This window comes from Symmachiella macrocystis, assembly GCF_007860075.1.
GTDB classification, from domain to species: Bacteria; Planctomycetota; Planctomycetia; order Planctomycetales; family Planctomycetaceae; genus Symmachiella; species Symmachiella macrocystis.
The window spans coordinates 3837845-3864033 of sequence record NZ_SJPP01000001.1; the positions used below are offsets into that span (position 1 = coordinate 3837845).

Annotated in this window: 17 protein-coding genes; 10 read left to right on the forward strand and 7 right to left on the reverse strand. The window is 56.1% G+C overall.

Features of this window, described 5'->3' with window-relative positions:
- The first annotated feature begins 10 nt into the window (after positions 1–10).
- From CA54_RS14845 to CA54_RS14855, 3 genes are read left to right on the forward strand one after another with little or no spacing between them, the layout of a single operon-like run.
- Positions 11–3562, forward strand: coding sequence for a class I tRNA ligase family protein (locus CA54_RS14845; RefSeq protein WP_146371541.1), 3552 nt, complete (start codon positions 11–13; stop codon positions 3560–3562).
- Between the two features lie 56 nt (positions 3563–3618).
- A complete protein-coding gene (locus CA54_RS14850) occupies positions 3619–4107 on the forward strand; it encodes a tRNA (cytidine(34)-2'-O)-methyltransferase (protein ID WP_146371543.1) in 489 nt (162 codons plus the stop codon).
- Entirely contained in the window at positions 4104–4472 is a 369-nt protein-coding gene (locus CA54_RS14855; protein ID WP_146371545.1) for a diacylglycerol kinase family protein, read from the forward strand. Before CA54_RS14850 ends, CA54_RS14855 begins: the two co-directional genes overlap by 4 nt.
- A gap of 1 nt (position 4473) precedes the next feature.
- On the opposite strand, the gene CA54_RS14860 is transcribed toward CA54_RS14855, so the two are convergent.
- Positions 4474–5154, reverse strand: coding sequence for a Uma2 family endonuclease (locus tag CA54_RS14860; RefSeq protein WP_146371547.1), 681 nt, complete (start codon positions 5152–5154; stop codon positions 4474–4476).
- Positions 5155–5345: 191 nt separating this feature from the next.
- Between CA54_RS14860 and CA54_RS14865 the strand changes: the two genes are divergently transcribed.
- The 7 genes from CA54_RS14865 to CA54_RS14895 all read left to right on the forward strand — a co-directional run bounded on the left by CA54_RS14865 (position 5346) and on the right by CA54_RS14895 (position 14136).
- Positions 5346–6710 carry an MFS transporter gene (locus tag CA54_RS14865; RefSeq protein ID WP_146371549.1) on the forward strand — a complete coding sequence of 455 codons (1365 nt, stop codon included), beginning with the start codon at positions 5346–5348 and terminating at the stop codon, positions 6708–6710.
- Between the two features lie 55 nt (positions 6711–6765).
- A complete protein-coding gene (locus CA54_RS14870) occupies positions 6766–7218 on the forward strand; it encodes a glycine cleavage system protein H (RefSeq protein ID WP_146371551.1) in 453 nt (150 codons plus the stop codon).
- Between the two features lie 164 nt (positions 7219–7382).
- Positions 7383–8456 carry an ATP-binding protein gene (locus tag CA54_RS14875; protein WP_146371553.1) on the forward strand — a complete coding sequence of 358 codons (1074 nt, stop codon included), beginning with the start codon at positions 7383–7385 and terminating at the stop codon, positions 8454–8456.
- Positions 8457–8539: 83 nt separating this feature from the next.
- Positions 8540–10378, forward strand: a complete 1839-nt coding sequence (locus CA54_RS14880) for a prenyltransferase/squalene oxidase repeat-containing protein (protein ID WP_146371555.1) — start codon at positions 8540–8542, stop codon at positions 10376–10378.
- A gap of 183 nt (positions 10379–10561) precedes the next feature.
- Positions 10562–12262, forward strand: a complete 1701-nt coding sequence (locus CA54_RS14885) for a polyprenyl synthetase family protein (RefSeq protein ID WP_390816755.1) — start codon at positions 10562–10564, stop codon at positions 12260–12262.
- Between the two features lie 147 nt (positions 12263–12409).
- On the forward strand, positions 12410–13396 hold the full coding sequence (locus tag CA54_RS14890) for a prenyltransferase/squalene oxidase repeat-containing protein (RefSeq protein WP_146371558.1): 987 nt from the start codon (positions 12410–12412) through the stop codon (positions 13394–13396).
- A 47-nt stretch (positions 13397–13443) separates the two neighbouring features.
- Positions 13444–14136, forward strand: a complete 693-nt coding sequence (locus tag CA54_RS14895) for an MOSC domain-containing protein (protein ID WP_146371560.1) — start codon at positions 13444–13446, stop codon at positions 14134–14136.
- A gap of 54 nt (positions 14137–14190) precedes the next feature.
- Here the strand turns inward: CA54_RS14895 and CA54_RS14900 are convergent, their stop codons facing one another.
- From CA54_RS14900 to CA54_RS14925, 6 genes are all read right to left on the reverse strand, one after another.
- Positions 14191–15231: a potassium channel family protein gene (locus CA54_RS14900; RefSeq protein ID WP_146371562.1), complete on the reverse strand. Its 1041-nt coding sequence runs from the start codon at positions 15229–15231 to the stop codon at positions 14191–14193.
- A gap of 112 nt (positions 15232–15343) precedes the next feature.
- On the reverse strand, positions 15344–15667 hold the full coding sequence (locus CA54_RS14905; RefSeq protein ID WP_146371564.1) for a cupin domain-containing protein: 324 nt from the start codon (positions 15665–15667) through the stop codon (positions 15344–15346).
- Between the two features lie 122 nt (positions 15668–15789).
- Positions 15790–20016: a hypothetical protein gene (locus CA54_RS14910; RefSeq protein WP_146371566.1), complete on the reverse strand. Its 4227-nt coding sequence runs from the start codon at positions 20014–20016 to the stop codon at positions 15790–15792.
- 103 nt (positions 20017–20119) lie between these two features.
- On the reverse strand, positions 20120–22921 hold the full coding sequence (locus CA54_RS14915) for a hypothetical protein (RefSeq protein WP_146371567.1): 2802 nt from the start codon (positions 22919–22921) through the stop codon (positions 20120–20122).
- A gap of 66 nt (positions 22922–22987) precedes the next feature.
- A complete protein-coding gene (locus tag CA54_RS14920; RefSeq protein ID WP_146371569.1) occupies positions 22988–25210 on the reverse strand; it encodes a BatA domain-containing protein in 2223 nt (740 codons plus the stop codon).
- 65 nt (positions 25211–25275) lie between these two features.
- A complete protein-coding gene (locus CA54_RS14925) occupies positions 25276–26187 on the reverse strand; it encodes a DUF58 domain-containing protein (protein ID WP_146371571.1) in 912 nt (303 codons plus the stop codon).
- Positions 26188–26189 lie beyond the last annotated feature (2 nt).

A 26189-nucleotide genomic window follows, 5' to 3' on the forward strand; every position in this document is an offset into this window, starting at 1 on the left:
TTGAAGAGTCATGTTTGAAAAAGTTTCGGCTGATGCCGAGTTTGTGGGGGGAGAACATCAGGTTCTCAAGTTTTGGGAGTCCGCTCGGATTTTTGATAAGCTGCGCGCGAAAAATGCGGGCAAGCCCCCTTGGAGTTTCCTGGATGGCCCGATCACCGCCAACAACCCGATGGGCGTGCATCACGCTTGGGGGCGGACCTATAAGGATGCCTACCAACGCTTTTTCGCCATGAACGGGCACGAACTGCGTTATCAAAACGGGTTTGATTGCCAAGGGCTGTGGGTCGAGATCGAAGTCGAACGCGATCTCGGTTTCACTACCAAAGCCAGCATTGAAACCATGGGCATCGACACCTTTTCGAATGCCTGCAAACAGCGCGTCCTCAAGTTCGCCGCACGACAGACCGAGCAATCGATCCGTCTCGGTTATTGGATGGATTGGGACAATCCCGAAGAACTGCGCAAGTTGTCAGAAAACGTCGGCCAGGATGAGCCGGTCACGATCACGACACCGTCGGGCAAAACCGCGACCGGTCCGGCGCATCAACTCGTGGGGCGGCTGGGCTGTCCGGAATGGGGGGGAAGCTACTTCACCTTCTCGACCGAAAACAACGAGACGATCTGGACGTTTCTGAAGAAGTGTTTTGAGCGGGGCAAAATCAAGAAGGGGCACGACGTGATGCCCTGGTCGGGTCGCGCCGGGTCAGCCTATAGCCAGATGGAAGTCGCCGACGGTCGTAAGCTGTCGGTGCACAAATCAGTCTTTGTCCGCTTTCCGTTGCGCGACCGCACGGACGAATACCTACTCGTATGGACAACGACTCCCTGGACGCTCACCAGCAACGTTGCCGCTGCCGTGAATCCGGAATTGGAATACGTCAAACTCAAATCCAAACGCGACGGGGCTGTCTATTATTTCGCCAAAGAAAACCTCGACTTCCAACGCCTGTCACGCGAATTCAAAGAAGGCTTCGGCCGTCCAGAATGGGAATGGCCCAAGGATGTCCCTAAGCTGAAATCGTTGGGGCAAATCTTCAAAGAGCAGGGCGGGTTCGAAATCGAAGCGACGATCCTCGGCGCGCAGATGGTCGGTTGGGAGTACGACGGACCGTTTGACGATCTCGCTGCACAGCAACAATCAGGCGGCGTGCCGACCGAAGACTCGATGGCCGACAAATCCGGTGTCAGCTGCCACCGCGTCATCGACGGCGGACGAGACTCCAAAGGAAAACCGAACGTCGTTGCCGGCGAGGGAACGGGCATCGTGCATATTGCTCCCGGTTGTGGCGACATCGACCACAAGCTCGGCGCGGAACACGGCATCGTCGGCATTGCCCCGCTGGAAGAGGATGGCACATTCACGTCGGAATTCGGAGATTTCGCCAGCCGCCGCGCCAACGATCCGGAGACGGCTGCGTTGGTTTTCGAAAAACTGAAGGCCAAACATCTGTTGGTTGCGGTTGAGAGTTATCCGCACATCTATCCGCACTGTTGGCGGACTGGCGACGAGTTGGTGTTTCGCCTCGTCGACGAATGGTTCATCGATATGGACTGGCGGGACGAAATCAAAGCGGTCACCGAACAAATCCGTTGGCTCCCTGATTCGATCGATGGCAAGGAGCGGGAAATCGAATGGCTGACCAACATGCGGGATTGGATGATCTCCAAAAAACGCTTTTGGGGACTGGCGTTGCCGATTTGGGTCGATGAAGAAACCGGCGATTTTGAAGTCATCGGGTCATTGGCGGAGCTCAAGGAACGCGCCGTCGAAGGTTGGGATGAATTCGAAGGGCACACGCCGCACCGTCCTTGGATCGACAAAGTCAAAATCGCGAATCCCAAAAACGGCAACGTGATGTCGCGGATCCCCGACGTCGGCAATCCCTGGCTTGATGCGGGAATCGTTCCGTTCTCGACGATGCACTACAACAGCAATCGCGAGGAATGGCAGAAGTGGTATCCGGCCGATTTCGTCACCGAATGTTTCCCCGGCCAGTTCCGCAATTGGTTTTATGCGTTGCTGGCAATGGGCACGATGATGGACAATTCGCCGCCGTTCAAGAACTTGCTGGGGCACCGGCTCGTGATGAACGAAGAGGGCAAACAAATGCATAAAGGCGACGGTACCGCCATTTGGTTTGAGGAAGCTGCCGAGCAAATTGGTGTAGACACGCTGCGCTGGATGTACATGTCACAAAATCCCGCAACTGACCTCCGGTTTGGGCATCGGAACCCTGAACAACCCGTCACTCTACAAACCGCGGATGGACCGATCGATCAGACGGCGGAAGGACATCCGACATGTAAAGTCGTCAGCCCACCCGCCGATGAAACGCGGCGGCAAATTTTAATCACGCTGTGGAACACGTATACGTTTTTCGTCAACTACGCCCGGCTTGATGAATTCGACGTCACCACCGAAGCGATGCCAGTTGCCGAGCGTCCAGAGATCGACCGTTGGGTGTTGGCGAACCTGCACGCGCTGATCCAAACCGCCAACGAGGAAATGCAGGACTTCAACGTTGCCGGATTTTTGCGTGAAGCGGCGCGATTTATCGACGACCTGTCGAACTGGTACATCCGCCGCAACCGTCGCCGGTTTTGGCGTTCCAAGGATGCGGGTGACCGCGACAAATTGGCCGCCTATCAAACGTTGTACGACGTGTTGGTCACGCTGACGAAGTTGCTCGCCCCGGTGATTCCGTTTCTCAGCGAGCGTCTGTATCAAAACCTGGTTTGCGCGGTCGACAAGAAGGCCCCCGAGAGCGTGCATTTGTGCGACTATCCCCAAGCCGATCCAGCGGTGCTCGATCCGGAATTGAGTGAGCGAATGGCATTGGCGCAACTGGTAGTGAATCTCGGCCACGGGCTGCGTGAAAAAACGAGCCTCCGCGTGCGGCAACCATTGGCCGAATTGCGATTCGCTTGCGCGAACCCGGCGCATCTCTCGGCGATCGAAAATCTGTTGGACGTGATCAAGGAAGAATTGAACATCAAACAGATCACCGGTTGCGAAAACCTGGACGAATTGGTTTCGTACACCTACAAGCCCAACCTAAAAACACTTGGACCGCGGTACGGGAAACTATTGGGCGTGATCCGCAAGGAATTGCCGAATTTGGATGGTCAACTGTTGGCCCCGTTACGCAGTGGCGAATCCGTCACGGTCACACTGGGTGGCGAAGAGCTCGGATTAGGACCGGACGACGTGATGGTTGGCACCGAGCAAGCGGCCGATTGGGCGGCAGCGGACCAGGATGGCGTTCAAATTGCGCTGGCAACGGTGCTCACGCCGGAGTTAATCGGTGAAGGAATGGCCCGCGACGTGGTACGGCACGTACAGCAACTGCGTAAAGACGCAGACCTGGAAATTGAGAATCGCATTGTTGTGACCTATTGCACGGACGATGCCGAAGTGGTCGCGGCGATCGAACAATGGCAGGATTATATCTGCGGCGAAACTCTCGCCGACGCGTTGAATCGCGACGAGACACCGCCGGAAGGGGCTAAAAGCGTGAGCGTTGGCCCCGCGGATGTCGCGTTGGCGATTGCCAAGGTGTAAGACATCGCCGATTTTTTCGTGGATTGATTGATTTCTCTGTTGAGTGCGTGGTGGCGATGCCTGAGAAAAGTGAACCGCTGTTGCACATTGTCCTGTATCAGCCGGACATTCCGCAAAATACCGGTAATATTGGCCGGACGTGCGCGGCGGTCGGTGCCAAGTTGTGGTTGGTGCGGCCGTTGGGATTTCATCTCGACGCCAAACACCTTCGCCGGGCGGGGATGGATTATTGGCAGTACGTCGATTGGGAAGCGGTTGATGATCTGAGGGAAATTCGCGAACGGCTCCCTGAACGCACGTGGTGGTACATCACCAAATTCGGCCGCCGCCAAGTGTGGGATGCCGAGTTCGGGCAAGGCGATGTCGTCGTCTTCGGCAGCGAAACCCGCGGACTTCCCGCTGGACTGCTACAGGAAAACGAAGGGCATTGCCTGCAGTACCCCATGCGTGAAGAAGTCCGCAGTTTGAATTTGGCCAGCACGGCAACAGCAGTGATCTACGAAGCGGTGCGGCAATTTGGAGGCTTGGAAGGGGCAGCAGAATGAAACGGACGCCGCTGCTGCAAAGTTTCGTGCACGCTTTCTCGGGCATATACCAAGCGTGGCGTAACGAGCGGAACTTGCGGATTCATGTCGTCGTCGCCTTAGCCGTCTGCGGACTGGCAGGCTGGTTGCAGATCCCGCTGCGGGATTGGGCGGTCTTGGTGCTGACGATTGCCCTGGTGATTTCCAGCGAGCTATTCAATACGTCGCTCGAAGCAATCGTCGATCTCATCTCGCCTGAGCAACATGAATTGGCGAAAACGGCCAAGGATGTGGCCGCTGCGGCCGTATTGGTTCTGGCGATTGCTGCGGTGATTGTCGGGCTATTGATCCTCGGCCCGCCACTTTATGACCGACTCGCGAATTGACTCAGGATTGCTCGGGAGCATCCCGTTCGGCCCGTTCGAACAGTTCCTTTAGCGACATAGAAAATCCGGGCAGCACCTCCCCACCGCCGACCGTGCCCGATTCATCAATTGTCTCGACATCATCAACAGAGGTATAGACCCGCATGTGACGTGCTTTGGGGTCGAGATACCAGACGAGTTGCGTGCCCGCTTTGAAGTAGTCGCGTAATTTGCGATCCATCTCGGCCTTGGTGTTTCCTGGGGAGAGAACCTCAACTGCTAGGTCGGGAGGGATTCCGTAAACTGCACCAGTTGGACGTCGTCGATCAGGAAAACTGTCCCAGGCAATGAAGGCCACGTCGGGGACGCGTATTTGATCCGGCAAAATGCGCAACTGTCCGGCTTCGCCCAAGACAATGCCGAGATTACTATTTCGCAAGTAATCATGCAGATAAAAAATGATCAAAGCAGCCAACTCCGATTCAAAGCTTCCCATCGGTTTCTCCACGAGCACATAGTCGATCAGTTCGCAGATGCCTTGCTTGCGATCATTGGCACGAATCAAGTCCGCTTCGGTGGCTTGTCCGAGCGGGGGGCTAACGCGGATACGTTCCGCAGGGATTCCGCCTAAGTGCTTCTGCAAATCAGCGACGGTCCAGTCCTCGGGGAAAGTCGTCGTGTTCGCTGGGGTTGCGGTGGCCATGTCATGCTCCTGAAGAATTACTGCTGCTTAATTGTCGCACTCAGTAGCGCCGCGAGCAAGGTGAACTTATTTCCCTGAATTGGTTGGAGACGGTAGTCTCTGCAAATTGTGAGGTAACGTGCTATCATTCGTGATGCATTGCTGCCGATTTCCCTCTGTCCACGTTCGCAATACGGCCAACGGAGCGCCTCGTGAAGCCCAGCGACAACCTCGATGCCGTCACTCGCGCGGTGCTGTGGAATTCGATGTTGTGGACGGCCGGCAATGCGCTGACCTCGGGCGGGTTTTTGAGCTACTTCGCCTCGGAATTAGACGCCAGCCCGATTGTTTTGGCCGTGCTGATGGCAACGCCCGAAACGGTCGGCATCATGGCGCTCGCCGGGCGGCCAATTATTCGTTGGTTGGGCGACCGTAAACGGACGTGGTTTGTCTGTTCCTTGATTTCGCGCGGGGCGCTGTGTGGAATTCCCTTGCTAGCCATCCCCACGCTCAGGCCGACTGGCATTGATCCCGTGTGGATCATGATCGGCTGCCTGGCCGTTGCTCAAGCGGCCCAGGCGGTTGCATTTGTCGCTTACTTTTCGTGGTTGTCCGATTTAGTACCCGGTCGTCGCTGGGGACGGTTTTTTGCGTTGCGGCAAATTGCGACCTTGGTGGTGTTGTTGGTTGTGCCGGTCGCCGCTGGTTATGCGCGTGGATATTGGCGCAGCAATTATTCCGATCAACAAGCCCTGTGGGCCTTGATGGGGACCATGCTCCTCGGCATCGCGTTGCTCTTGTTGTCGCTAGGGCCCATGCTCCGCATCCGCTCGATTCCCGTGCAGGAAGCCGCAGCGGACTTGGCCTACCAGCGGCAGGGCGTGAAAGGCGGATCGGTGACGTTGCGGGGAATTATCCAGACGCTCGCGGATCGGCCGTTTCGTCGGCTTTGTTTTTATAGTTGGTGGTTGGCATTTTGGTCCGGGCTGACGCAGGTGGTCATCTTCAAATTTTTGTATGGACCGTTGGCGATTTCGCTCGGCACCTATTATCTGCTCTCCAGCGTGATGAAGTTGGTGCAAATTCCGATCTCTTGGAAGACGGGAGTCATCGCCGACCGGTTAGGCAACAAGACGGCCCTGATCCTGGGCGTGCTGGCAACGGCTGTGGCGATGCTGTTTTTCTGTCTGGCGGGGATCGCGCAGTGGTGGTGGGTTTTCGGAGCCTATGTGATGTGGGGCGGTTGGGGAGCCGTGAATATCGCAGCGCCCAATTTGATGCTCAAGCTTTCGCCTCCCAGCGACAATGCCGCCAACATCGCCTTATTTCGGCATGTGGCGGGGTTGATTGCGGGTGTGAGCGGAATGTTGGGTGGATTTTTGTTCGCCAAATTGGCCGAGCAGGGGACTCTTGCGATGGGATGGAATTTCACGGCGGATCCTTATCAAGTGTTGTTTCTCATTTCGTTCGTGGGACGTGCTTTGACGGTGTTTTGGATTCTTCCACTCCGAGAACCGGCTGCGAATTTCAGGGTCGACGTTGAAGAGATAGCTCCGAACGTCGATAATCCCGGCTAACCACCCCCGTACGCAATTCGCAATTCAATTCCCCCACTCCGCACGGCGAACATGTATGTCCGATGATTTGATTTTTATGATGGGAAGTTACGAAGCTCGGTTTCCCAACGACCGCAATTACGTGGAAAGCCACCTGTGGTTTCAGCCCCAGGGTGAGGTGTACCGCGTCGGATTCACCGCCTATTCCGTACGGCTGTTGCAAGACGTTTATTTTTTGGATTGGATGATCGATGCGGATACCGTTGTTCGCAAAAAGCAAGAAGTGGGCGAGGTGGAGAGTTCCAAAGCGCTGTCCACCCTCTACGCCCCCGCTGACGGACGTCTCGTGGCATTTAACGACGCGGTGTTGGATGATCCGTCGTTGATCAACACCGACAATTATGGAGCGGGCTGGTTATTCGAATTTGCGACCGAAGCCCCCACGCTGGCGCCGGCGGAGTACATCGAATTGCTCGAAGCAGGATGGGAAGCGACGCAGCGGATCATCAAGGGGCAAATGAACGATTAATCGGTAAAAAAACGTCCAGAGAATGCAGGTTCTTTTTTGGACAATGACATCCGTAATAGTATTTGTCGCACCACGGGCTACAGGTTGCGCTCACGGTTGTTTATAATCCAGGCAGGCGGCTGCGATGTCCGCAGGCGGTATTTTTACGACAGAGGCGGCGACTTATGGCAGGTCAGCGGATTACGGTGGTTATCTCCCAGGCTCAAAGCAAAAATCCCCAGCTGCGGGCCTTGGAAGAAGATATCGCCACGCAACTCATGCTTGACGGCAAAGTGGAGGTGTCGCTGGTTCCTCATCTGTACGATCTGACCACCGATCATCCCGGCATGCTGTTCCTCAAATCGGTCCCCGGCGATCTGATCGTGCTCTCCTGGCTATACCCCCGTGCCTCGCGGTGGATTCTGGATCGTAACGGCATCAGCGGGCAAGAGGGCAAAAGCGAGTTGAAGTCCGAGGAGGAAGAAGAGGTTGACGAGGAAGAATTGCAGCCGTCAGCCAATGCCATCGGCGCGCGAGATGTTCCCAACCGAAAAATCTATACAATCGATCTCCGCGCCCGGGATCAAGCGGCCGATTTTCTGGGCGAGATCCAGCGGATCGCCAACAGCGCTTCCGTACAAACCGTTGAGTTGCTGGACTGGATCGGCGGCACGCCCCGTCCGGACCAAATGCAGCAATACTTGAATCCGCAAAAAAATGAAAACGGCAATGGGCAACCGGTCAACGGAAATGGGAATGGCCACAGTCCGGCTGACAGCAATGGTCACCGTCCCATTGATCTCGAAAGCGGTCCGGTCAAACGTCGCTGGTATCCGGTGATCGATTATAGCCGCTGCACAAATTGCATGGAGTGCATCGACTTCTGTCTGTTTGGGGTGTATGGCGTCGATGGGGCGGAGCGAATTTTGGTCGAGCAACAGGACAACTGTAAAAAAGGTTGCCCTGCCTGCAGTCGTGTTTGCCCCGAAAATGCCATCATCTTCCCGGGCCATAAAACCCCCGCGATTGCCGGTTCGGAGGAAGGGGGCATTGGGAATCTCAAGATCGACCTTTCCAAACTATTCGGCGCTCCGTCAGCCATGGAATTGGCGGCGCAGGAACGCGATACCGAATTGGTTGCAGATGGCCGAGATGCGGTGGGCATGACCGTCGGCATTCCCAAACGTCAAGATTCCCAGCCGCAAAAGCGCGACCAACTCGATGACCTGATTGACGGTCTCGACGATCTCGATTTTTAAGCAGTCGTATTTGTCCGCTGAGCGGACCATAATCCCTTGCACGGTCCGCACCGCGGACCCGACTCCTGCCGCACTGCCCGCCTGTGTTTGCACACCCCTCCCTCACTCTCGAACGCATCGAAGGCTGTTATCAAACGGCGGCGGGGAGACTGTTGTCCGAGCGCAATGCCGCCGGACATTGGGAAGGAGAGTTGTCGACGTCGGCACTCTCAACTGCAACGGCGGTCATGGCGCTGCAAATAGTGCAGAAACACAGCACACCGTCGACGCAGGACGATCAAAATTTGATTGATGACGGGCTGCAATGGTTGGTGGATCACCAAAACGATGACGGCGGGTGGGGCGATACGGTTCAAAGTCTCAGCAATATTTCCACCACGATGTTGGCCCACGCGGTGTTTCACGCAACCGGTACGGTTGAATCGTTTTCCAAGACCGTAACCGCTGCCCACGCTTACATAGACACCGCCGGCGGAGTCCCAGCGGTCATTGCGCGTTATGGAAAAGACAAGACATTTTCGGTCCCGATTTTGACACACTGCGCGCTGGCCGGGTTGGTCGATTGGAGTGAAGTCTCCGCACTGCCGTTTGAATTGGCCTGTATCCCGCCGCAATTTTATAAAACCATACGCCTGCCGGTCGTTAGCTATGCGTTGCCGGCGTTGATTGCGATTGGACAAGTTAGATTTCAGCATCGCAAACCGTGGTTTTTACCGTTGCGCTGGTTGCGGCAAGCAGCGATTGGGCGGAGTCTGCGGTTGCTAGAGAAAATCCAACCGACCAGCGGCGGATTTCTCGAAGCGGCGCCGCTGACGAGTTTCGTCACCATGAGTTTGGCGGGTTGCGGGTTGACTGATCATGCGGTGGTGCGACAAGGGGTGAAGTTTTTGCGCGACTCGGTTCGCCCTGACGGCAGTTGGCCGATCGATACGAATCTTGCGACATGGACCACGACGTTGTCGGTGAACGCTTTGCAAGACGATCTGGCTGTTGCGGACCAATCAGCAATTCGCGATTGGCTGTTGCAGCAGCAATATCGCGAGGTGCATCCCTACACCAACGCCGATCCGGGCGGATGGGCGTGGACCGATTTATCGGGTGGCGTGCCGGATGCGGATGACACGCCCGGGGCAATTTTAGCGCTACTCAAATTGCGCAAAGAGGAAACGATTCCCGCCGACGAAGCCGAGGCACTTGCGGCTGCAGTGAATTGGTTGTTGGATCTGCAAAATCGCGACGGTGGCTGGCCCACGTTTTGCCGCGGTTGGGGCGCCTTGCCGTTCGACCGCAGCGCCGCGGATTTGACAGCACACGCGATTCGGGCATTGCTCGCCTGGAAGTCACGGCAACCGGAGGCGGAGCCAACGTTGTTGTCACGGTCCGCTCAGGCTATCCAGCAGGGGTTTGCCTACTTGAGCAAAGTCCAGCGGGCTGATGGCTCCTGGCTGCCGCTGTGGTTTGGCAATCAGTTTTCACCGGATGATGAAAATCCGGTCTACGGCACGGCACGGGTTTTGGCTGCATACGCCGCGGCCGGTCGTTACGACGCGCCTGAGGCACTCCAAGGCCTGCAATGTATCAAGTCGGTGCAAAATTCCGACGGGGGTTGGGGCGGCAATGCCGGTATTTCCTCAAGTGTCGAGGAAACAGCGCTGGCGGTTGAAGCAATATTGGCGGAAACGGAGATATCCCCTGCCGCTGGTCGCGGGGTGGGCTGGCTGGTAAGCTGTGTAGAGCAAAATGAGTTCGCTCGCACGACCCCGATTGGTTTTTATTTCGCCAAATTGTGGTATTTTGAAAGGTTATATCCGATAATCTTCACCGTAGCCGCCCTGGGCTGCGCGCGGGCGAAATCTAGCCAGATGACTCGCGACGAGACGTTCCCTGCCGAAACTCCGTTACATAGTTCGCATTCAGATTGACCGACAGAGAAGGAGAATTCCTTGACGATCGCATCCAGCGAATCACACGGGCGAGATCAAGGTGCGACCACTGCGACGGTCAGCGAAACGAACAGTCCCTCGGCAAAGCCGGTCAAGCGGGCGAAACGACGCAGTACCAGCCACCTGAAAGCGGTTCCAGAAACGCTCGAACTGCGGGAATCGATGCGCGACGATGCCGAGCGCTTCGTGGAGCGTCTCGACAAAAGCAAGCCGTTCAATAAAGGCGAGTTGGAGGCCTACGGTCACGAACTGCTCAAAGAGATCAATCAGCCGGAAAAATTCCTCGGCTTCGTCATGGTGCTCATTGGCAATTTCTACTGGAAACGCCAATTCCTAGCCTTACCATTCGACCGCCGTTTGTTGTTGCTGCCGCACTGTTTGAAACACGCCGAAGGCTGTCCGGCCGACTACGACGAATTCGGTCTCGATTGCGAAAAATGCGGCGCCTGCTCGATCGCTGATTATAAAGTCCGCGCCGAACAACTGGGCTATAAGGTCCTGGTTGCTGAAGGGTCGCCGATTGTTCTGAAGATTATTGTCTCGGGCCATGTCGACGGTATCTTGGGAGTCGCTTGTCTCAACGTGTTGGAAAAGGCGATCGACAAAGTTCTGGTCGCCGGCGTCCCCTCGTATGCGGTGCCGCTGCATACGGGAGATTGCAAAAACACCACGCTGGATGAATCGTGGATCTGGGACTGTTTGGAAAAATACGAACCGCTCCCCGAACCGCAGACCAACGGTTATATCCCGTTGATGCGGGCCTCGAATCGCATGTTTGAGGAACAGTTCGACGAGTTGGTTCCGCCGATTCGCAGTACGGGGGCCTCAAGCGATGTCGATTCCCCATTGGCCTCAACCGAAGCCATTTCCTACGACTGGCTGGCGCACGGCGGAAAACGTTTGCGGCCCTTCATCACACTTGCCGCTTATGATGCGGTGAGTGGCAGCAGCGGATTGGCGGCGGGATTCGGCGATGACATCGAAATTCCAGTCGCGGTTCGCCGCGGCGCGATTGCTATCGAAGCCTTCCACAAAGCTTCGTTGGCACATGATGACATCGAAGATGACGACCTTTACCGTTACGGCCAAGAGACATTGCATCGCCGTTACGGCACAGGCATGGCGATCAACGTGGGCGATTATTTGATCGGCCTGGGTTACCGACTGGTGAGCCGTGGAGCTGCGGAATTGGGTGGCGATGTGGTTGCCGATGTGTTGGACAGCATGGCCAAAGCACATATCAAATTGTGCGATGGTCAAGGCGCCGAGATGCGGTGGCAAGCCAATGGTGAAATCGACCTCACACCGATTGATGCCCTCAAAATCTATGCCCTCAAAACATCCCCTGCATTCGAGGCGGCACTGTTTGCCGGTCTGCGGATGGGGGGCGCGATCGACGAATATCGCGAAATGATTCCCGCATTTTGCCGACACCTGGGAGTGGGTTTCCAGATTCTCAACGACCTGAAAGACTGGCAGGGCGACGACGACAACAAGTTGATCGCCGGTCAAGACGCACTTTCGCTACGACCGACGTTGTTGTTGGCCATGGCGCTCGAAGCGGCCGATGCCCAGCAGCGCAGCGAACTAGAGGAGATCCTCACCGGAGAGGGTGACGGCGGATTTCGTTTGGGCCGCTTGCGGCGGATTTACGACGAGTGCGGCGTATTCGAAAAAGCCAACGCCTTGATCGAAAAATCCCGCGCACGCGCCGAAGCATTGGCCGACGACGTACAACCCGACGCGCTGCGGCAATTGTTGTATTTCATGGTCGACACGGTTCTCGCCGAGGAATCCTCGCAGACATCTCCCGCCACGTCGGTCCTTGCTCCCCTGCCGATTCTGGGAACTGTCGGAGCCTAACGGCACGATGAAAATCGGTGCTACGAGCGGCTTTGCCGCATGTGGATTTGTGCTACCTGTAAAACACTGGCGGACGAGCCGCCAGTGGCACCCGATTACCTAGCGATTTCCAGTTTTTCAACTGGTTGAAAACGGCCGTTCTCCACCATGCCTGCGGAACCCTATCTTCTCGAACTTGGCAATCGCCTCAGTGCTGGATTGGCTGGACTGGATCCGCAGAGGCGCGAACGGCATCGCCGATTTATTCTGGCGCAGCAAACCGCTGATGGCGGGTTTTGCGGACGGGAGACGCCCGAGGAACTGCGCGATCCGGGTGACGAGGACGCTCCCCGTGAATCGGACCTCTATTACTCTGCCTTTGCGGTGCGTAGCCTGGCGGTGATGGGGGCGATCACTGCTGACGACTGCCGGCCGATTGCCGGATATTTGAAAAGTATCGATCCGTTTGGTGGGTCGGTAATCGATATCGTCAGTTGGTTGTACTGCGCATTGATTGTACAAACGACCGCCGGCATCGACGTACTGGCCGAGCACGATCCGGACTGGCCCGTGCATTTGGCTGAGTTTCTAGAAAGCTTTCGCACCGAAGACGGTGGATACGCCAAAACCCATGAAGGGGCCGCTGGCAGTACCTATCACACGTTTTTGATCGCGCTGTGCTATGAATTGATCGGCCGCACGATTCCCCATCCCGATCGGTTGGTGCAATTCATCTATGATCGGCAGCGGGAGGATGGTGGGTTTGTTGAAATCGGTCCCATGAAACGCAGCGGCACCAACCCGACCGCAGCTGCCGTGGCCGTCTTGCGGATGTACAACGCCTTTGATGATGAATTCCACCAAGATGTCCGCGCGTTTTTACGTGAAGTCCGCGGCGACGAGGGAGGTTTTCAGGCCAACACCCGTATCCCATTTTCTGATTCGCTGTCGACCTTTACCGGACTGCTGACTTGTCAGGATTTGGGCATCGACAACGTGGTCAAACCGCACACCGTCGAGCGATTTATCAATGCGTTGGAGTTTCCCGACGGCGGTTTTCGCGGCGCTGGTTGGGATGAACAGGCGGACGTGGAATATACCTTTTATGCATTGGGTGTCTTGGGTTTGCTTGGCACCGGTGACAAGCCATCGTAGCCAACGGAATTGAATTCGCGGTCCTTTCGGAGTTGAAATCAGCTGCTATGTCCCCACGAATTGAATCCATTCAGATCGGCCGCCCCCAACAATTCGACGGCGAGGGTGAGTCCGCCAAACCGTGGACCTCGGCCATCATCAAAATGAACGTCCTAGGTCCGGTATTCGTAAGCCGCACCAATCTTACCGGCGACGAACAGGCTGACTCCAAACATCATGGTGGACCCGACAAAGCCGTTCTGGCGTATGCGGCGAGTCATTATCCCACGTGGAATTCTGAGATCGAGGACGTTGAGTTTCCAGCCGGCGGCTTCGGCGAAAACTTGACCGTCTCGGGGATTGATGAATCGTGCTGCTGCATTGGCGACACATTCCGCGTTGGCCAATGTTTATTGCAGGTCTCGCAACCGCGTCAGCCCTGTTGGAAACTCTCGAAACGCTGGAACGTCCCCAACCTGTCGGTGTTGGTCCAAAAAACAGGGCGAACCGGATGGTACCTCCGCGTCCTGGAAGAAGGCGAGATCGCGGCCGACATGCCGTTTGAACTCGTCGAACGACTGCACCCCGAGTTAACACTCTCCTGGGCCAGTTCGGTCATGTATGCCAAGCCAAGACAGCATGAGGACGACCTGCGATTGGCGAGTTGCCCGGAGCTCTCAGAGTCTTGGAGAACCAATCTGGAAACCCGTGCCAACCGTGGCAAGTCGCCGAGTGATGCAAAACGGTTGTTTGGGACTTAAGCTTCTGTTTGAAGGAAAAAGCTGGGAGAGCGGACTCCAAAAACAGAATGCCCGTCATTGCACGATTTCGCCGCCGTTCCAGCGGTGGATCTGTTTCAGCATGGCCGGCTCGGTTTGAATGGTGATGCGGTCGGCGACAGCCAGTTTGAGATCGCCTTCGGGATAGAAATCTGAGCGGCCAGCGCGTTTGCAAGTGATTACATAGATGTCGTGTTTGCGGCGCAGCGTGCGGATGTCGCGGCCGACCAGGGTTGAGTTGTCGGCCACGTCGACTTCAGCCACCACCAGCAGTTTGCCGTCGACATAAAACGAGTTGGTGATCGAACGGTCCGTCGATGCGGTGGCAAACAGCGGGGCCGCCACCGCCGAGGTGCTAAACACCAGATCGATGCCAAAGGTTTCACGAATTTTAGAGGCGAGGTCTTGGTCAAACATCCGCATCACAATGCGGACATCGGGATTGAGCTTTCGGGCATCGATGGCCATTTCCAGATTCGCCAAGTCGTCGTCCGTGGCGAGAATAATCGACTTGGCTGCGGCCAGATTCAATTCTTCCAGAATGCCTTCCTCGCGACCGCTGCCTACAAACAGCGGAATGCCGCGTTTTCTAGCATAAGGAATGTTGGTTGAATCTGCGTTTTTCTCCAACACGATCACTTGCTCGCCGAGAAGTTGAAGTTCTTCCAGGATCCGAAATCCCACACGTCCCAGTCCGCACAAGATGACGTGATCGTTGTAAGTCTTGGCCATGGCCTGCATCCACTCCTTACTGTTTTCGTCGCGCCGGAGAAGGTGGTAGCTGAATTGCACAATGCCGTCGAGAATCACCGCCAAACCCAGCGGAGGCAAGCCCCAATAAAACAATCGCAACAGCCAATGCTCAGGGTACTCGTAAATATGCTCCATGAAGATCAAGCAATACGTCGTATAAAACGCCTCGCTATAACTCATCTGCTGGTGGCGATAATAGTCGTGAAAGCACAATCCGCCCACCACGACCAGCCCCGCCGCCACCAGCAGTAACAGCGAAAAGCGAAACAGCGGCCGCCGCAGATAGTAGAAATTTGCCAGACCGCGACGCATCAATGGTTTCATGATGTCTTGTCGGAAATTAAAATAATGCCGGCCGATGGATCCGGGTTCCCCAATGGGATTCCCGCAAATGCAGCGTATCGTAGCACAAACATCGCCAGGAAACCCGCCGGTGCTATCCCACGGAATAAAAAACGGCCAGCCAGACGGTCTGTTCGTCGGGGGTGGTCCACTCCACTCGATGCCGACGGTGCGCGGGAATCTCAAGGTAGTCGCCCGCACGCAATTCGACCGGAGCAGCGTCCCCGTCGAATAACAACCGTGCCGCCCCTTGCAACACCATGACCCATTCGTGCTCGGATTGATCGTACCAAAACCAAGCGGGGCTGGCTTGGCCGTGGGAGACGATCCGTTCGATACGGACGTTTGCGGCATTGAGCACGGTTTCGGTGAGTTCGTCAGGCAATTCAGCGGGGATGTCCGCAAACAAATTCCGCATCAGCTGGTCCGTCGTTTGTGAAATTAACAATTCGGGCGAGGCACCTGTCGAGCCGCGCACACATGTTGTACCCGAATCTCCTGATCACGCTCTGTCAGGTTCGTCGTGACGTACCCGATAACCTAGGGCGCGTCAGTGCCATTGGCATTATCTTCTTTGGTGATGGTTTCGAAATAGCGTTCGATGGCGCGGCGGTATTGTTCTGGGGGAGTGTGGCCGCGGCCTTGGCGAAGTTTGTCTTCTAGTTCCGAGGCCAGTGTGTTCCAGCGAATTTGATCGCGGCGGTTTTTGCGATTCGCCTTCGCCTGATCCACCTGTTTCAATCGCCGATTGGCTTTGCGCAGTTCTTGTTGCAGTTTCGATGATTTCTTGGCGGCTTCTTGCCCTTGGGCCATACCGGCCATACCACCGCTGCCCTGTCCGCTATTCGGAGCGAGCCAATCTTTTTCGATGTTGATGTTATTGGGGCGGGGCGGAATTCCTAGATTTTCCGCCGCCAATCTTTCATCTTCGAGCATGGCCAGCAGTTCTTCCAGGGTCTGAGCTCGCAAATTGTCCCCTCCCTCGAGCTTGGCAATCGCCGGAGCGGAGTCCAACTCTTTAATAATGCCGTCCATGATCTCGTCGAGTTGCTCTTCGGCTTTGGCGAAATCCTGGGAGACGGTGATCTGTTGCTCGACAGCTTTGGGCATTTGATTCTGTTGCAGTGCCAATTGTGTTGCCACCAGATCGGGTAGCAGATATTCGTCGAATGTCACAAACAGATCTTGCGCCAATTGAATCAGATGATCCGGCATGCCGGCCAGCGTCGATTCCAGGCTTTCGAGTTTGACGGCCAGATGCGCCGTATCGATGGCGATGCGGTTTTGCTCCACATCGGCCGCCAGATGATGCAAGCCGTCGGCAACCGTATTGGCCTGATAGACCCATCCCGAGGTTTGTGTGATGAGTTTCTTTACCTCGGCCAGGCGATTTGCAACATGTATCGCCAAACGGTTATGTTCGGGATGGTCGTTCATAATGTCCGGTAACCGCGTTTGAAATTCCTTCAGTTGTCGGTGCAAGGATTCTGCTTGTTCCCGTGCGGCGGCGGCGTTTTCTCCAGCGGCGGCATCGGACAACGATCGCGCCGTGGTGGCCAACATCGTTGCCGCCTCTTGCATTTTTGCCAATTCGCCTTCATTGACATCCAAGTCCAGCGGAATCCAAGTGACGTAATTATCGAGCATCGTCGCTGCTCCCGCGGCAATTTCCGTGGAGGAACGCACTTGCCACGATCGAATATCCTGCTTGGCCAATTCGGTCCGTTCAGCTTCGGGCAGTTTGGCCCACGCAGCGACCTGTTTGTTCAGTTCCTGCTGCCGCCGCGCGAGGATCGTCAACTGATCTCTGAGTGTGTCGGCCTGTAATCGTGTGGCCGCCATATACCGCCTCAGCAAGCGAGGATCATTGGCCAAGGCCTTGGCCAACTCGGCTTGAATATCCCGTTTGCGTTCCAACAGTTCTTGGAATTTCTTACGAAATTCTTCGTCGATTTCGTATTCCAGGAACTTGCGGCTCTTGGGATTCAGTGTCGGCTTTTTGGACTGCAGTAACGCAAACGTTCCTTCGACATAAAACTGGTGCATCTTCTTGATTTGCGCCATGGTCTCATCGAGCTTTTCGTTGAGTTTCACCACTTCGTACTTATGCGTCAGTTGTTCCAGCAACTCGCGGGCGCGGCGAATGTGGTGTTGGGCACGCTGCAGATCTTTGCCCCGCGCTTCCGCTGCTTCGGCAGTGACTGCTGCCAGATGTTCACGGGCCGGGCCTACGTGTTCCTGGCCGATGTTGATCAATTGCAGGCCAATAAACGCATAGGGCGTATCGACTGACTTCTCGCGTAATTTGAGAATCGTCGCTTTACCGGCGGCGAGATGCCCGTCAGCTTGACCGGCCGCATCGGCTTTGCCTGAGTCCCAATTCGTGTCGGGGCTATCGGAGACCAACGGGTTGACGCGTTGTTGGGCAGCGGCGAGTTGTTCGTCTAATTCTTTTAATACCGGGTCGATCTGCAGTTGTAGTTTTTCGCGAGCCTGCCCGGCGAACGAACCGGCCCACTCATCAATCATCAGTCGCAGCGGTTTGCTGGAACTGCGTTGGCCGACATCCAACATCCGGCGGGTCATCTCATCACCCGGTTTGGGGGCACCCGCCAATTTGCCGCCTGGTTTCTGCTGTTCGTCCTCCTCAGGTTTTGCTGGGGGACTTTGGGGGTTTTGCGAGCCAGCCGGCGAGGCTTCGCCCGGCTGAGGAGGTTTATCCGCTGTGTTGGGCTGGGAATCCCCCGGTTGAGACGGCGCAGCTGGTTGGGACGGATCGGTTGGCTGTTTCTCTTGGGATTCGCCGGGCTTAGTCGCAGCAGGATCGCCCTTGGCAGTCGGCTGAGATTCGCCGGGCTGCTTGCCGGTGGAATCTTGTGCTGGCTTGGATTGCCCGGTCGTTTTGTTCTCGGTTTTTTTACCAGTTTTCTTACCAGTATTTTCACCGTCGTTTTCGTCGGACGCGTCGTTATTCGGTTTTGTCGATGCTTGATCCTGCGGCGGTGAAGCACCGGGGGCGGCATCATCTGACGATTCCGATTCGCTATCGGCTGCTGATTTCTCAGTCTCGGATGCTGTGTTGTCTGTTTTGGTCGTGTTGGGGTTTGCCGTTGGATCATTGCTGGTAATTTGATCTTGGTTTTCCGGATTGGTTTTCGGGGGTTGCGGTTCCTGATCCACGGGTTGTGTCTCGGATGCCGCTATTGTGTCGGTTGATTCTTGGTTCGGTTGCGCATCGGCGAGGTCCGTTTCCTGCTCCGGTCGTGTGTCGGACATGGTTTGTTTGGTGTCGAAAACCCGTACGGCGTAGCTGATTTCCGTGCCGTGCTTGAGGTCGAACTCCTTGAGCTCCAGGGCGACCTCGCCGGTAACTGCTTCGGCGCCGGCTTGATCATCGAGTGGAATTTCAATGACCTTCAATTCTTTCGCATCGGGGCCGTGTCCGTCATAGACGACAAGCTCGGCTTTGGTGATGCCGAAATCATCTTTGGCGGCGAATTCCACCGTCACGGTGTCGTCGGGACGGACGGCGATTTCACTATCGGGGGTAGTGACTTTGACGCGTGGTGCGCGGTCGCGGTACACAATCACGCGGCAGGTCGGCGGGCTGTCGTTTTTCAAACCATGCTCACTGGTCAATAGCGGCGAGAGGGTGAGCGGTTTGGTCAGCAGTGTGGAAAAAACATACTTCCCCTCGCCGTTCGCCGACAACGTAGTGGACTGCTCATCTCCCAGCAGCATTTCAAACATCGATAAGGCTGTACTGGCTTGAAAGGAGACCTCCAGTCGGCTGCCTTCCAGCGCCTTGATTTTACGGGGCAGGCCCTGTTGGTGCACTGCTTCCAATTGACTGTACGCGGGCGGAGTGATGCGGAAATCAATCCCTGCGATTCGTGGACGTTCGACGACCGTGACCTTGTGCCACGCCGTTTGGCCGTCGCCGCTGCGGAAGCGGTATTCGAACGATTCTTCGACCGCCAGCACTTCATGAGTGAAAGTTGTCTGATCGCCTTTTCCAGGAGGAAACAACTCCACAGGTTCGGGGGCGTCTCCGTTGGCATAGCGCATGAACAAAAGCGCCGTGGCTTGTGGTCGGTTTTTCACGGTCGCCTGTAAGTGCAGCGGTTCGCCTTGGCCGACCAGGGTATCACCCGTGACGGTTGTGACTTCGGTCAAACTGATATTGGCCGCTGGCATCCAAAAGCGGTGGATCAACACCGACGTCTGTTGCCAATCCATGACCATGGCCAATAACAACACAGCGGAGATTCCGCCGAGAATATAAGCGCCGTGCCGTACACCGTCTGTTTTGGCGACGGCATCTGTTGTAACCACAGCGTCCAGATCGGCCGCTTCGTGAGCGACTTTTTGGATCATCGCCTCCGCGCCGCGCATTTCCAACGGATCATCATTTTCTGAATACTCCGCGACTGTTGACCAACGTTCTTCCAGTTCCGGAATTGCCTCGTCGACCTCGCGAGCCACGTCGCCCAATTGGTACCGCGCCAGCAGCGGACGCAACCCCCAAGCAAGTATGAACACGCCGCCGGCGGACAACGAGATGACCGTCAACAGCGTACGCATGGAGGTGCTAAACAGTGTGAACAGCCAGTCGATCAACATGGCGCCCATCATTACTGCCAGAAATCCCGCGAGCGCAGTCATCGCGCCGGCCAGAAAACGCAACTTGGTATTGCGGCCCCGGACATCGCGCAACTTTTGGCGGACGGGAGCGGGCACTTCAACAGAGCGCGTGGTCGTCGACATTGTTCGACTCCTTCAACTTCAAGCGTTGGGCTGGACGATTCATCTTAACTGTTTTCTGACGGAAACCACAACAACTTACGGGCGGGGCAACGTAAACGTAGAGTTAGGCCAAGCCGGTTATTTTGCGAATTGTCCATTCCACGGCCAAGCAAATAAAGATGACCCAAAAACACAACCAACTATCCCACAATGCCTGCCGCGACGTCTCTTCGGTCACGTGCGGCGAGAGATTGATCGTTTGCAACACTTCGCTCACCGCGGTTGGTGGGACCACCTGTCCGCCGGTCAATTCGGCGATCTGTGCTAACAAGGGGCGGTTGGAGCGGGTGTCGCCCATTTCCATGGACAATGTGGGATCAATCGAAATCAGTGTTTCAATCGGACCTTCGGCTTTTTCGGATCTCAACAGGTCCTCGACATCACTGCCGGTCACGGCCACGGCATAGGAACCGACTGCTAACCCGTCAAAGCGTCCTGTATAGCGGCCGGGGATGGTGGTGTCCTCGGTCAGCGGGACTGAAGCTGCGACTTTGCCGTTTTGTTGTGCGCGTGCCTCAAGCTGTGCTCCGGTAATTGGAGCGCCTTTCAAATTTCGCAATTGCACAATTGCTTCGACACCCTCGCCAGTGTTGTAGGTCGATTTGTCGGTCTGAATGCGGACCGTTTTGGAACCGGTCGACAGGTCGCGGGCGATCGCCCAGCGAATGAGTTGCCCCCAAAACTGGTGGTGGTACCGATCACCATTGCGAATCCGCAATTGATAGGTCGTTGGCGCCGACAAATAAACCACCCGTCCGCGGCCCACCATTTGCCAGCACAAAAAGGCCCGTCCCGAGTCTCCACTCTCCGTCCCACCCGGCGTAACGGCGCGGATCAAGGTATGACTGGTCGGTTTGGGCTGACTGTAGTCCGACATGGAATAAACCGGCAGTGAATGCGACATCTCTTGCCAAATCCGGTCGCCACTAAAAGCGTCTTCGCCAATTTGCAGAGCGTCGGCCATTTTTCCTTCGGCCGTCAATTGCAGATGGTAGCCATTTTTGCGATTGGCAATCACCGTTGACTCCTCGACAGGGATTAATTCTTCCAAAGGTTCTCCCCGAAAGGCGTGCGGCATTGCTTCCTGGCCGGCGATGATGACCAGCGTCCCACCTTGACGAGTCACATATTCTCGCAGCGCCTCTTGGCTATCGCGATCGAGTTGGCGGGGAGTCACATCTCCCAGAATCACCATGCGGTAGTAGCTCCACTCCTCCACCTTGCGGGGAAATTCCGGCAGCCGCTGCAACCGCCCGGTGCCGGCAATTTCCGGCGCAAACAGCAATTGTTCGTATTCGAGACTTTTGTCGCGGGTGAACAGATTTGACAGATAGCGAAATTCCCAGCGCGGCAGATTGTCGGCCAATAAGACGCGGATCGAATCCTCAATCGTCTCCACCTCGAAAGCTGCGTAGTTGTTGTCGTTGTTGGTTTCGTCGACGAGTGGTTTCACACGCAGCTGAAAGGCATGCCGTCCAAATTCATCCGCTACTTTCGAAAACAACACGCGGTGGTCCGCCCGGTCCGAGGTGACGCTGATTTGTTGCTGGTCGATGACACGATCCTGATGCAACAATTCAATATCCAACGTTTCGCCTTCGCACTTATACGTGGTGACGATGGCCTCGATGGAGATCAGGTCGTCCTTGGCGACTGCCGGCGGCGCGTCAACGTGATGCACAATGACGTCCCGCAACACATCGGCCATTCCCAACGGAACAACATGCACAGGCAGTTTTCCCAAACCCGCTGCGACATTGCGGGGAGGTCGGCCTTCTACCGCGTTGTGCCGTCCGTCGGAAAAAAATACGGCCGCTGCAACATCCTCACCGGCGGCATCGCGGCTCAATTGCTCCAAACCGGCGGTGAGATTGGTGATCCGTAGCGCCGGATCATCGTTCATTTCAGCGGTTGCGGGATCCTCAGGAATCTCCCAACTCGCGTCGGAGACCGCATTGGCGGCATCGGATAACAGATACCGCCGGATGCGTACCGATTCGGAGAGCTCTTTCAACCAAGTCTCTTCGGCCGAGTTCAACAACTGCATGACTTTGTCACTGCGGCTGTAGGCCAATTCGTTTTGTACCGGGATATTGGATTGCGAATTGAAAAACGCGTCTCCCTCCTGATCAGCCATGACCGACACTCGCTCCACGCCGCGCGTCACCCGTTCTAATCGTGGCAACATGGCATACATCTTCCCTGTGCGATCCTGTGGCACTAACGGCGACGATTGTAGCTCCTCCGAAAGCGTGCCCAATTCGGGGATCAGCACGCCGATGTCTTTAAGTTGATCTTGTACGATTGCGGTAAATCGCGAACTGGCGGGAAGATCTTGGATTGTGTCCAGATATTCTTGCAGACGTTGCGCAGAGCGATGGGACGCAGCCACCGCACGGCCGAGGGAATTGTCCTGGACGCCCCGTTCGAGAGCATCGGTGGCACTGCGAAAATGTCGTTCGGCGGCAATGGCGGAAATCCGCGCTCGGTCACACGCCTCTAAGGGATGCAATGCGGCGCTCTTGCGGCGAGCCAAGGCCCACCGCCAATCCTCCAAGGCGCGCGGAGCATCGACCACTTCCATACTGCCGCTATTGTCGGCGAAGATGGCGATCGTGCGGGGAGTCGAATGCTGTTTGATCGTCACATGCGTCGGCCCCAACAACATCCACAACACGACCCCCAACATGGCCGCTCGCAACACCCAAAACAGGGGGATCAACCACCGTCGCGTTAATCGCCCTTCGCGCCACAATGTCCAACCAAACAGTGCCGCCAAGACGGCCGCCAACAGCACCGCTTGTGTGACGGATATTGGGCCTTCAAAGGCAAATTTCTCAATCGTTTCGGTTTGCGGCGCTGTCATTATGTTTTATGAATTCGAGAGAAAACGTGAACCAGTCCGCCTACGGTATTGCGGGGTGGAACTTCATCACACGGTCGGCGCCGCACGGTATGCGTACCGCCGGTTGGTCGACCAAGCGGAAATCAACATCTCCACAACGATGAACAGCAAAAACGCCGTCAACAACAGACTCCAAATCGGCTCACGGCGGATTTCCACAGTCTGCCCCGCCGGCACCGATAATAACTCCTCGGTAAATCGTAGTCCGCCCGCTTGGGCCAAGAGTGCGTGTTGTGGTTCGTCCAGTAGCGTCAAATCCGATTCAGCGGCATCTCGTTGAACATAAAAAGGCACTAGGACTTCGGAATTGGCCCCGGGATTAACCGTTAGCAAGTAATTGCCCGGCAGAAAGGCGCGGTGATATTCGAAAACTTCATGGCGGTCGGTCAATTCGGGTAACAACTCGATCGGCTCACCGACCGGCGGCTGCAGTAACGCCGTCGATTCCTTTTGCCCGACATCCTGAGAAAACAGGAGCGGTTCGCCCGGCTGCAGATTGCGTTTGGCGACCGCCGGTTCGGAGAGGTACCACAGCCATTCGTGCACCATCGGCACATAGACTTGGCACAACGGCAGATTGCTCCAACTCAACCCGACCGGCATGCACTGGGCGATCACACGCCCCTCGCCTGAGTATTTTTCGGCCGCCAAAATCGCTCCACGGTCGGAACGCAATAACACCGAGATTCCACTGTCGGATCCCGGATTGCGAAATTGGTGGCGGCGATAGATTTTGACTTCGTCGACATCCAATCGCTGCGTATCGCCCAACAATTCCGTAGCGACATGCTCAGCTTCGGGGGGATGGACCATGTCAAATTTGTCGCGATTGTTCGCATCGCCCGTCGGCTCTTCTAGCAGTAACGGCGCGACGCCTTGGCCCTCCTGATACAGCAGAGTATTGTAGGTCTCCGCATCGGCCTGTTCACCGAGCGCGATCCACAACCCGCCGCCGCTGCGCACATAGTCCGACAACTGTTCGGTGGTCTCGTCGGACAATTGTGGGACATCGGCCATCACGACCGCGTAATAATCGCTCAATCTCAACGATTCTAATTCGTCGAATTGGGCAACGGTTGGTTGGAAGACGGAAATCGCCTGCTCATCGTCGTCGTCAATCGATTGAACTTGGCCCAGAGCCGCCAGCAAATAACTCGATTCGCTGCGGCCGTTGATCTCGTCGTCTTGCGGCCGCAGAATCAACAACGGCACTCGCTCGACCGCCTCGACCACCAGCGAGCCGACGTTATCGGCGTTCAAGTTGTCGCTGCCGTCGATGCGACATTGAATGGAACTGACGCCGGCCTCTTCGATCTCGTGTTGGAAAGGAATCGTGACCGACTGACCGGGCGCGAGCGGCTCAATGGAGGAGACGCCCAATGGCTCGCCGTCGGACTCCCAATTCAGCAACATAGCCGCAGTCGGTTGCGGACCACGATTGGTCAGCACCGCCCGTACGGTGAATTCGTCCTCGACGCCGACTAATTTTCTTGAGGTTTGTAACTGGTCCACCGAAATGTTCGTCCATTCGGTATCAACATCCGCCAATTCCAACACGTTCACCACCGTGGGAATCGCGGTTTGCTCGATGAGTCGTTCTACGCCGGTCCAAGCGGCCGTTGCGTCGCTTTGCCAACCATGCCGACTACCGTCGGTCAAGACGGCGATGGTTCGCGAAGTCGCACTGCTCGCCGGCACAGCATCAGCGGCCATTTGAACCGCGGAAAACAGATCGGCTGTGGCTAACGTAGGCTCCAATTCAGAGAGTGCATGCTTGAGTTGGTCGGTCGTAGCGGAATCAACCACCGCGGCGGAGGAGGTCAACCAGTGCGGACGATTTCCCGCAAGCAACACCCGCACTGAATCTCCGTCGCTCAGTTCGGCCAACAGGTCATTCGCCCGTTCAATCGCCCGGTCGAACACAGTTCCCTGGTCGAGTTCTCGCGACATTGACAGCGACGTATCGATGACAATCACCACATCCCGCCCCGCTGTACTGCCGAACCATTGGGATTGCACCATCGGTTGGGCGAGCGCCGCCACGATCATCAAGATCGCCAGCGCCCGCAACAGCATGAGGATCAAGTCATCGACTCGCATGATCCGCCGCTTTTTTGTGAGGCTGTCGGACAAAAACTGCATGGCCCCCCACTGCACGACTTCGCGGCGGCGGCGATTGAACAGATGGATCAACACCGGAACCGCGACCAACGGCAACGCCCACAGAAATATGCCACTCAGAAAACTCATAATCTTGTTGTGCTCTGCATGCCGATTTTTAATTCAATTGTTTTGGAATCGATCGGTTGGGCGAATTATTTCTTGATCCGGGCCGCACGGCGGTTGAGGTAATACGCCAACGTGTCTCCCAGATTGTCTTCCGTCGAGAGCGGCACGTAATCACACGCCAGCCGCGCGCAGCTTTCTTGCAGATCCTCTAAGTAGACCCGCATCCGCTCCAAATAGGCCTTCCGGACGGAGGGGGGATCGAGATCGATCCGCAGGCCGTCTTCTTCGAAACACTCAAACTGCGAAAAACGATCAAACGGAAACGTCCGTTCCTCGGGGGCCAGCACGTGAAAGATTAACACCTCATGCCCCCGCAACCGCAGGTGGTGGATCGCCTTTTTTAACGGTTCCAATTCCCCAAAACAGTCGGAGAAAATCACGATCAGACCGCGGCGTTTGATACGGCGGGCGACTTCCTGCAGGTTCCCCGCCAACGAGGTCATGCCCCCCGCCTCGTTCCTGCGCAAAGCATCGAGAATCGCCTGCAAATGATGTGCGTGCGCTCGCGGAGGAATATATTGCCGCATCTTTTGATCAATCAAGGCAATCCCAACCGCGTCGCGCTGCCGTAACATCAGTCGAGACAAACAGGCGCATGCCATTCGCGCGTAGTCCAGTTTCGAGACCGTTGAATGCCCGTATTGCATCGACCCACTGGCGTCGACCACCATCACCGCTTGCAGATTCGTCTCTTCTTCGAATTGCTTAATGTAATAGCGATCGCTCTTGGCATAGACCCGCCAATCGATCAGGCGGATTTCATCGCCGGCGGAATAGGCGCGGTGCTCGGCAAATTCGAAACAGCCCCCTTTGAGCGTCGAACGATGCAACCCAGACAAGACGCCATCGACGACATTCGTCGACAACAATTCCAAGTTCCCGACCTTGCCCAAGGCTTCGGAATCCAAAAGCTCAATACCGTTCGGCGCGGTTGACATAA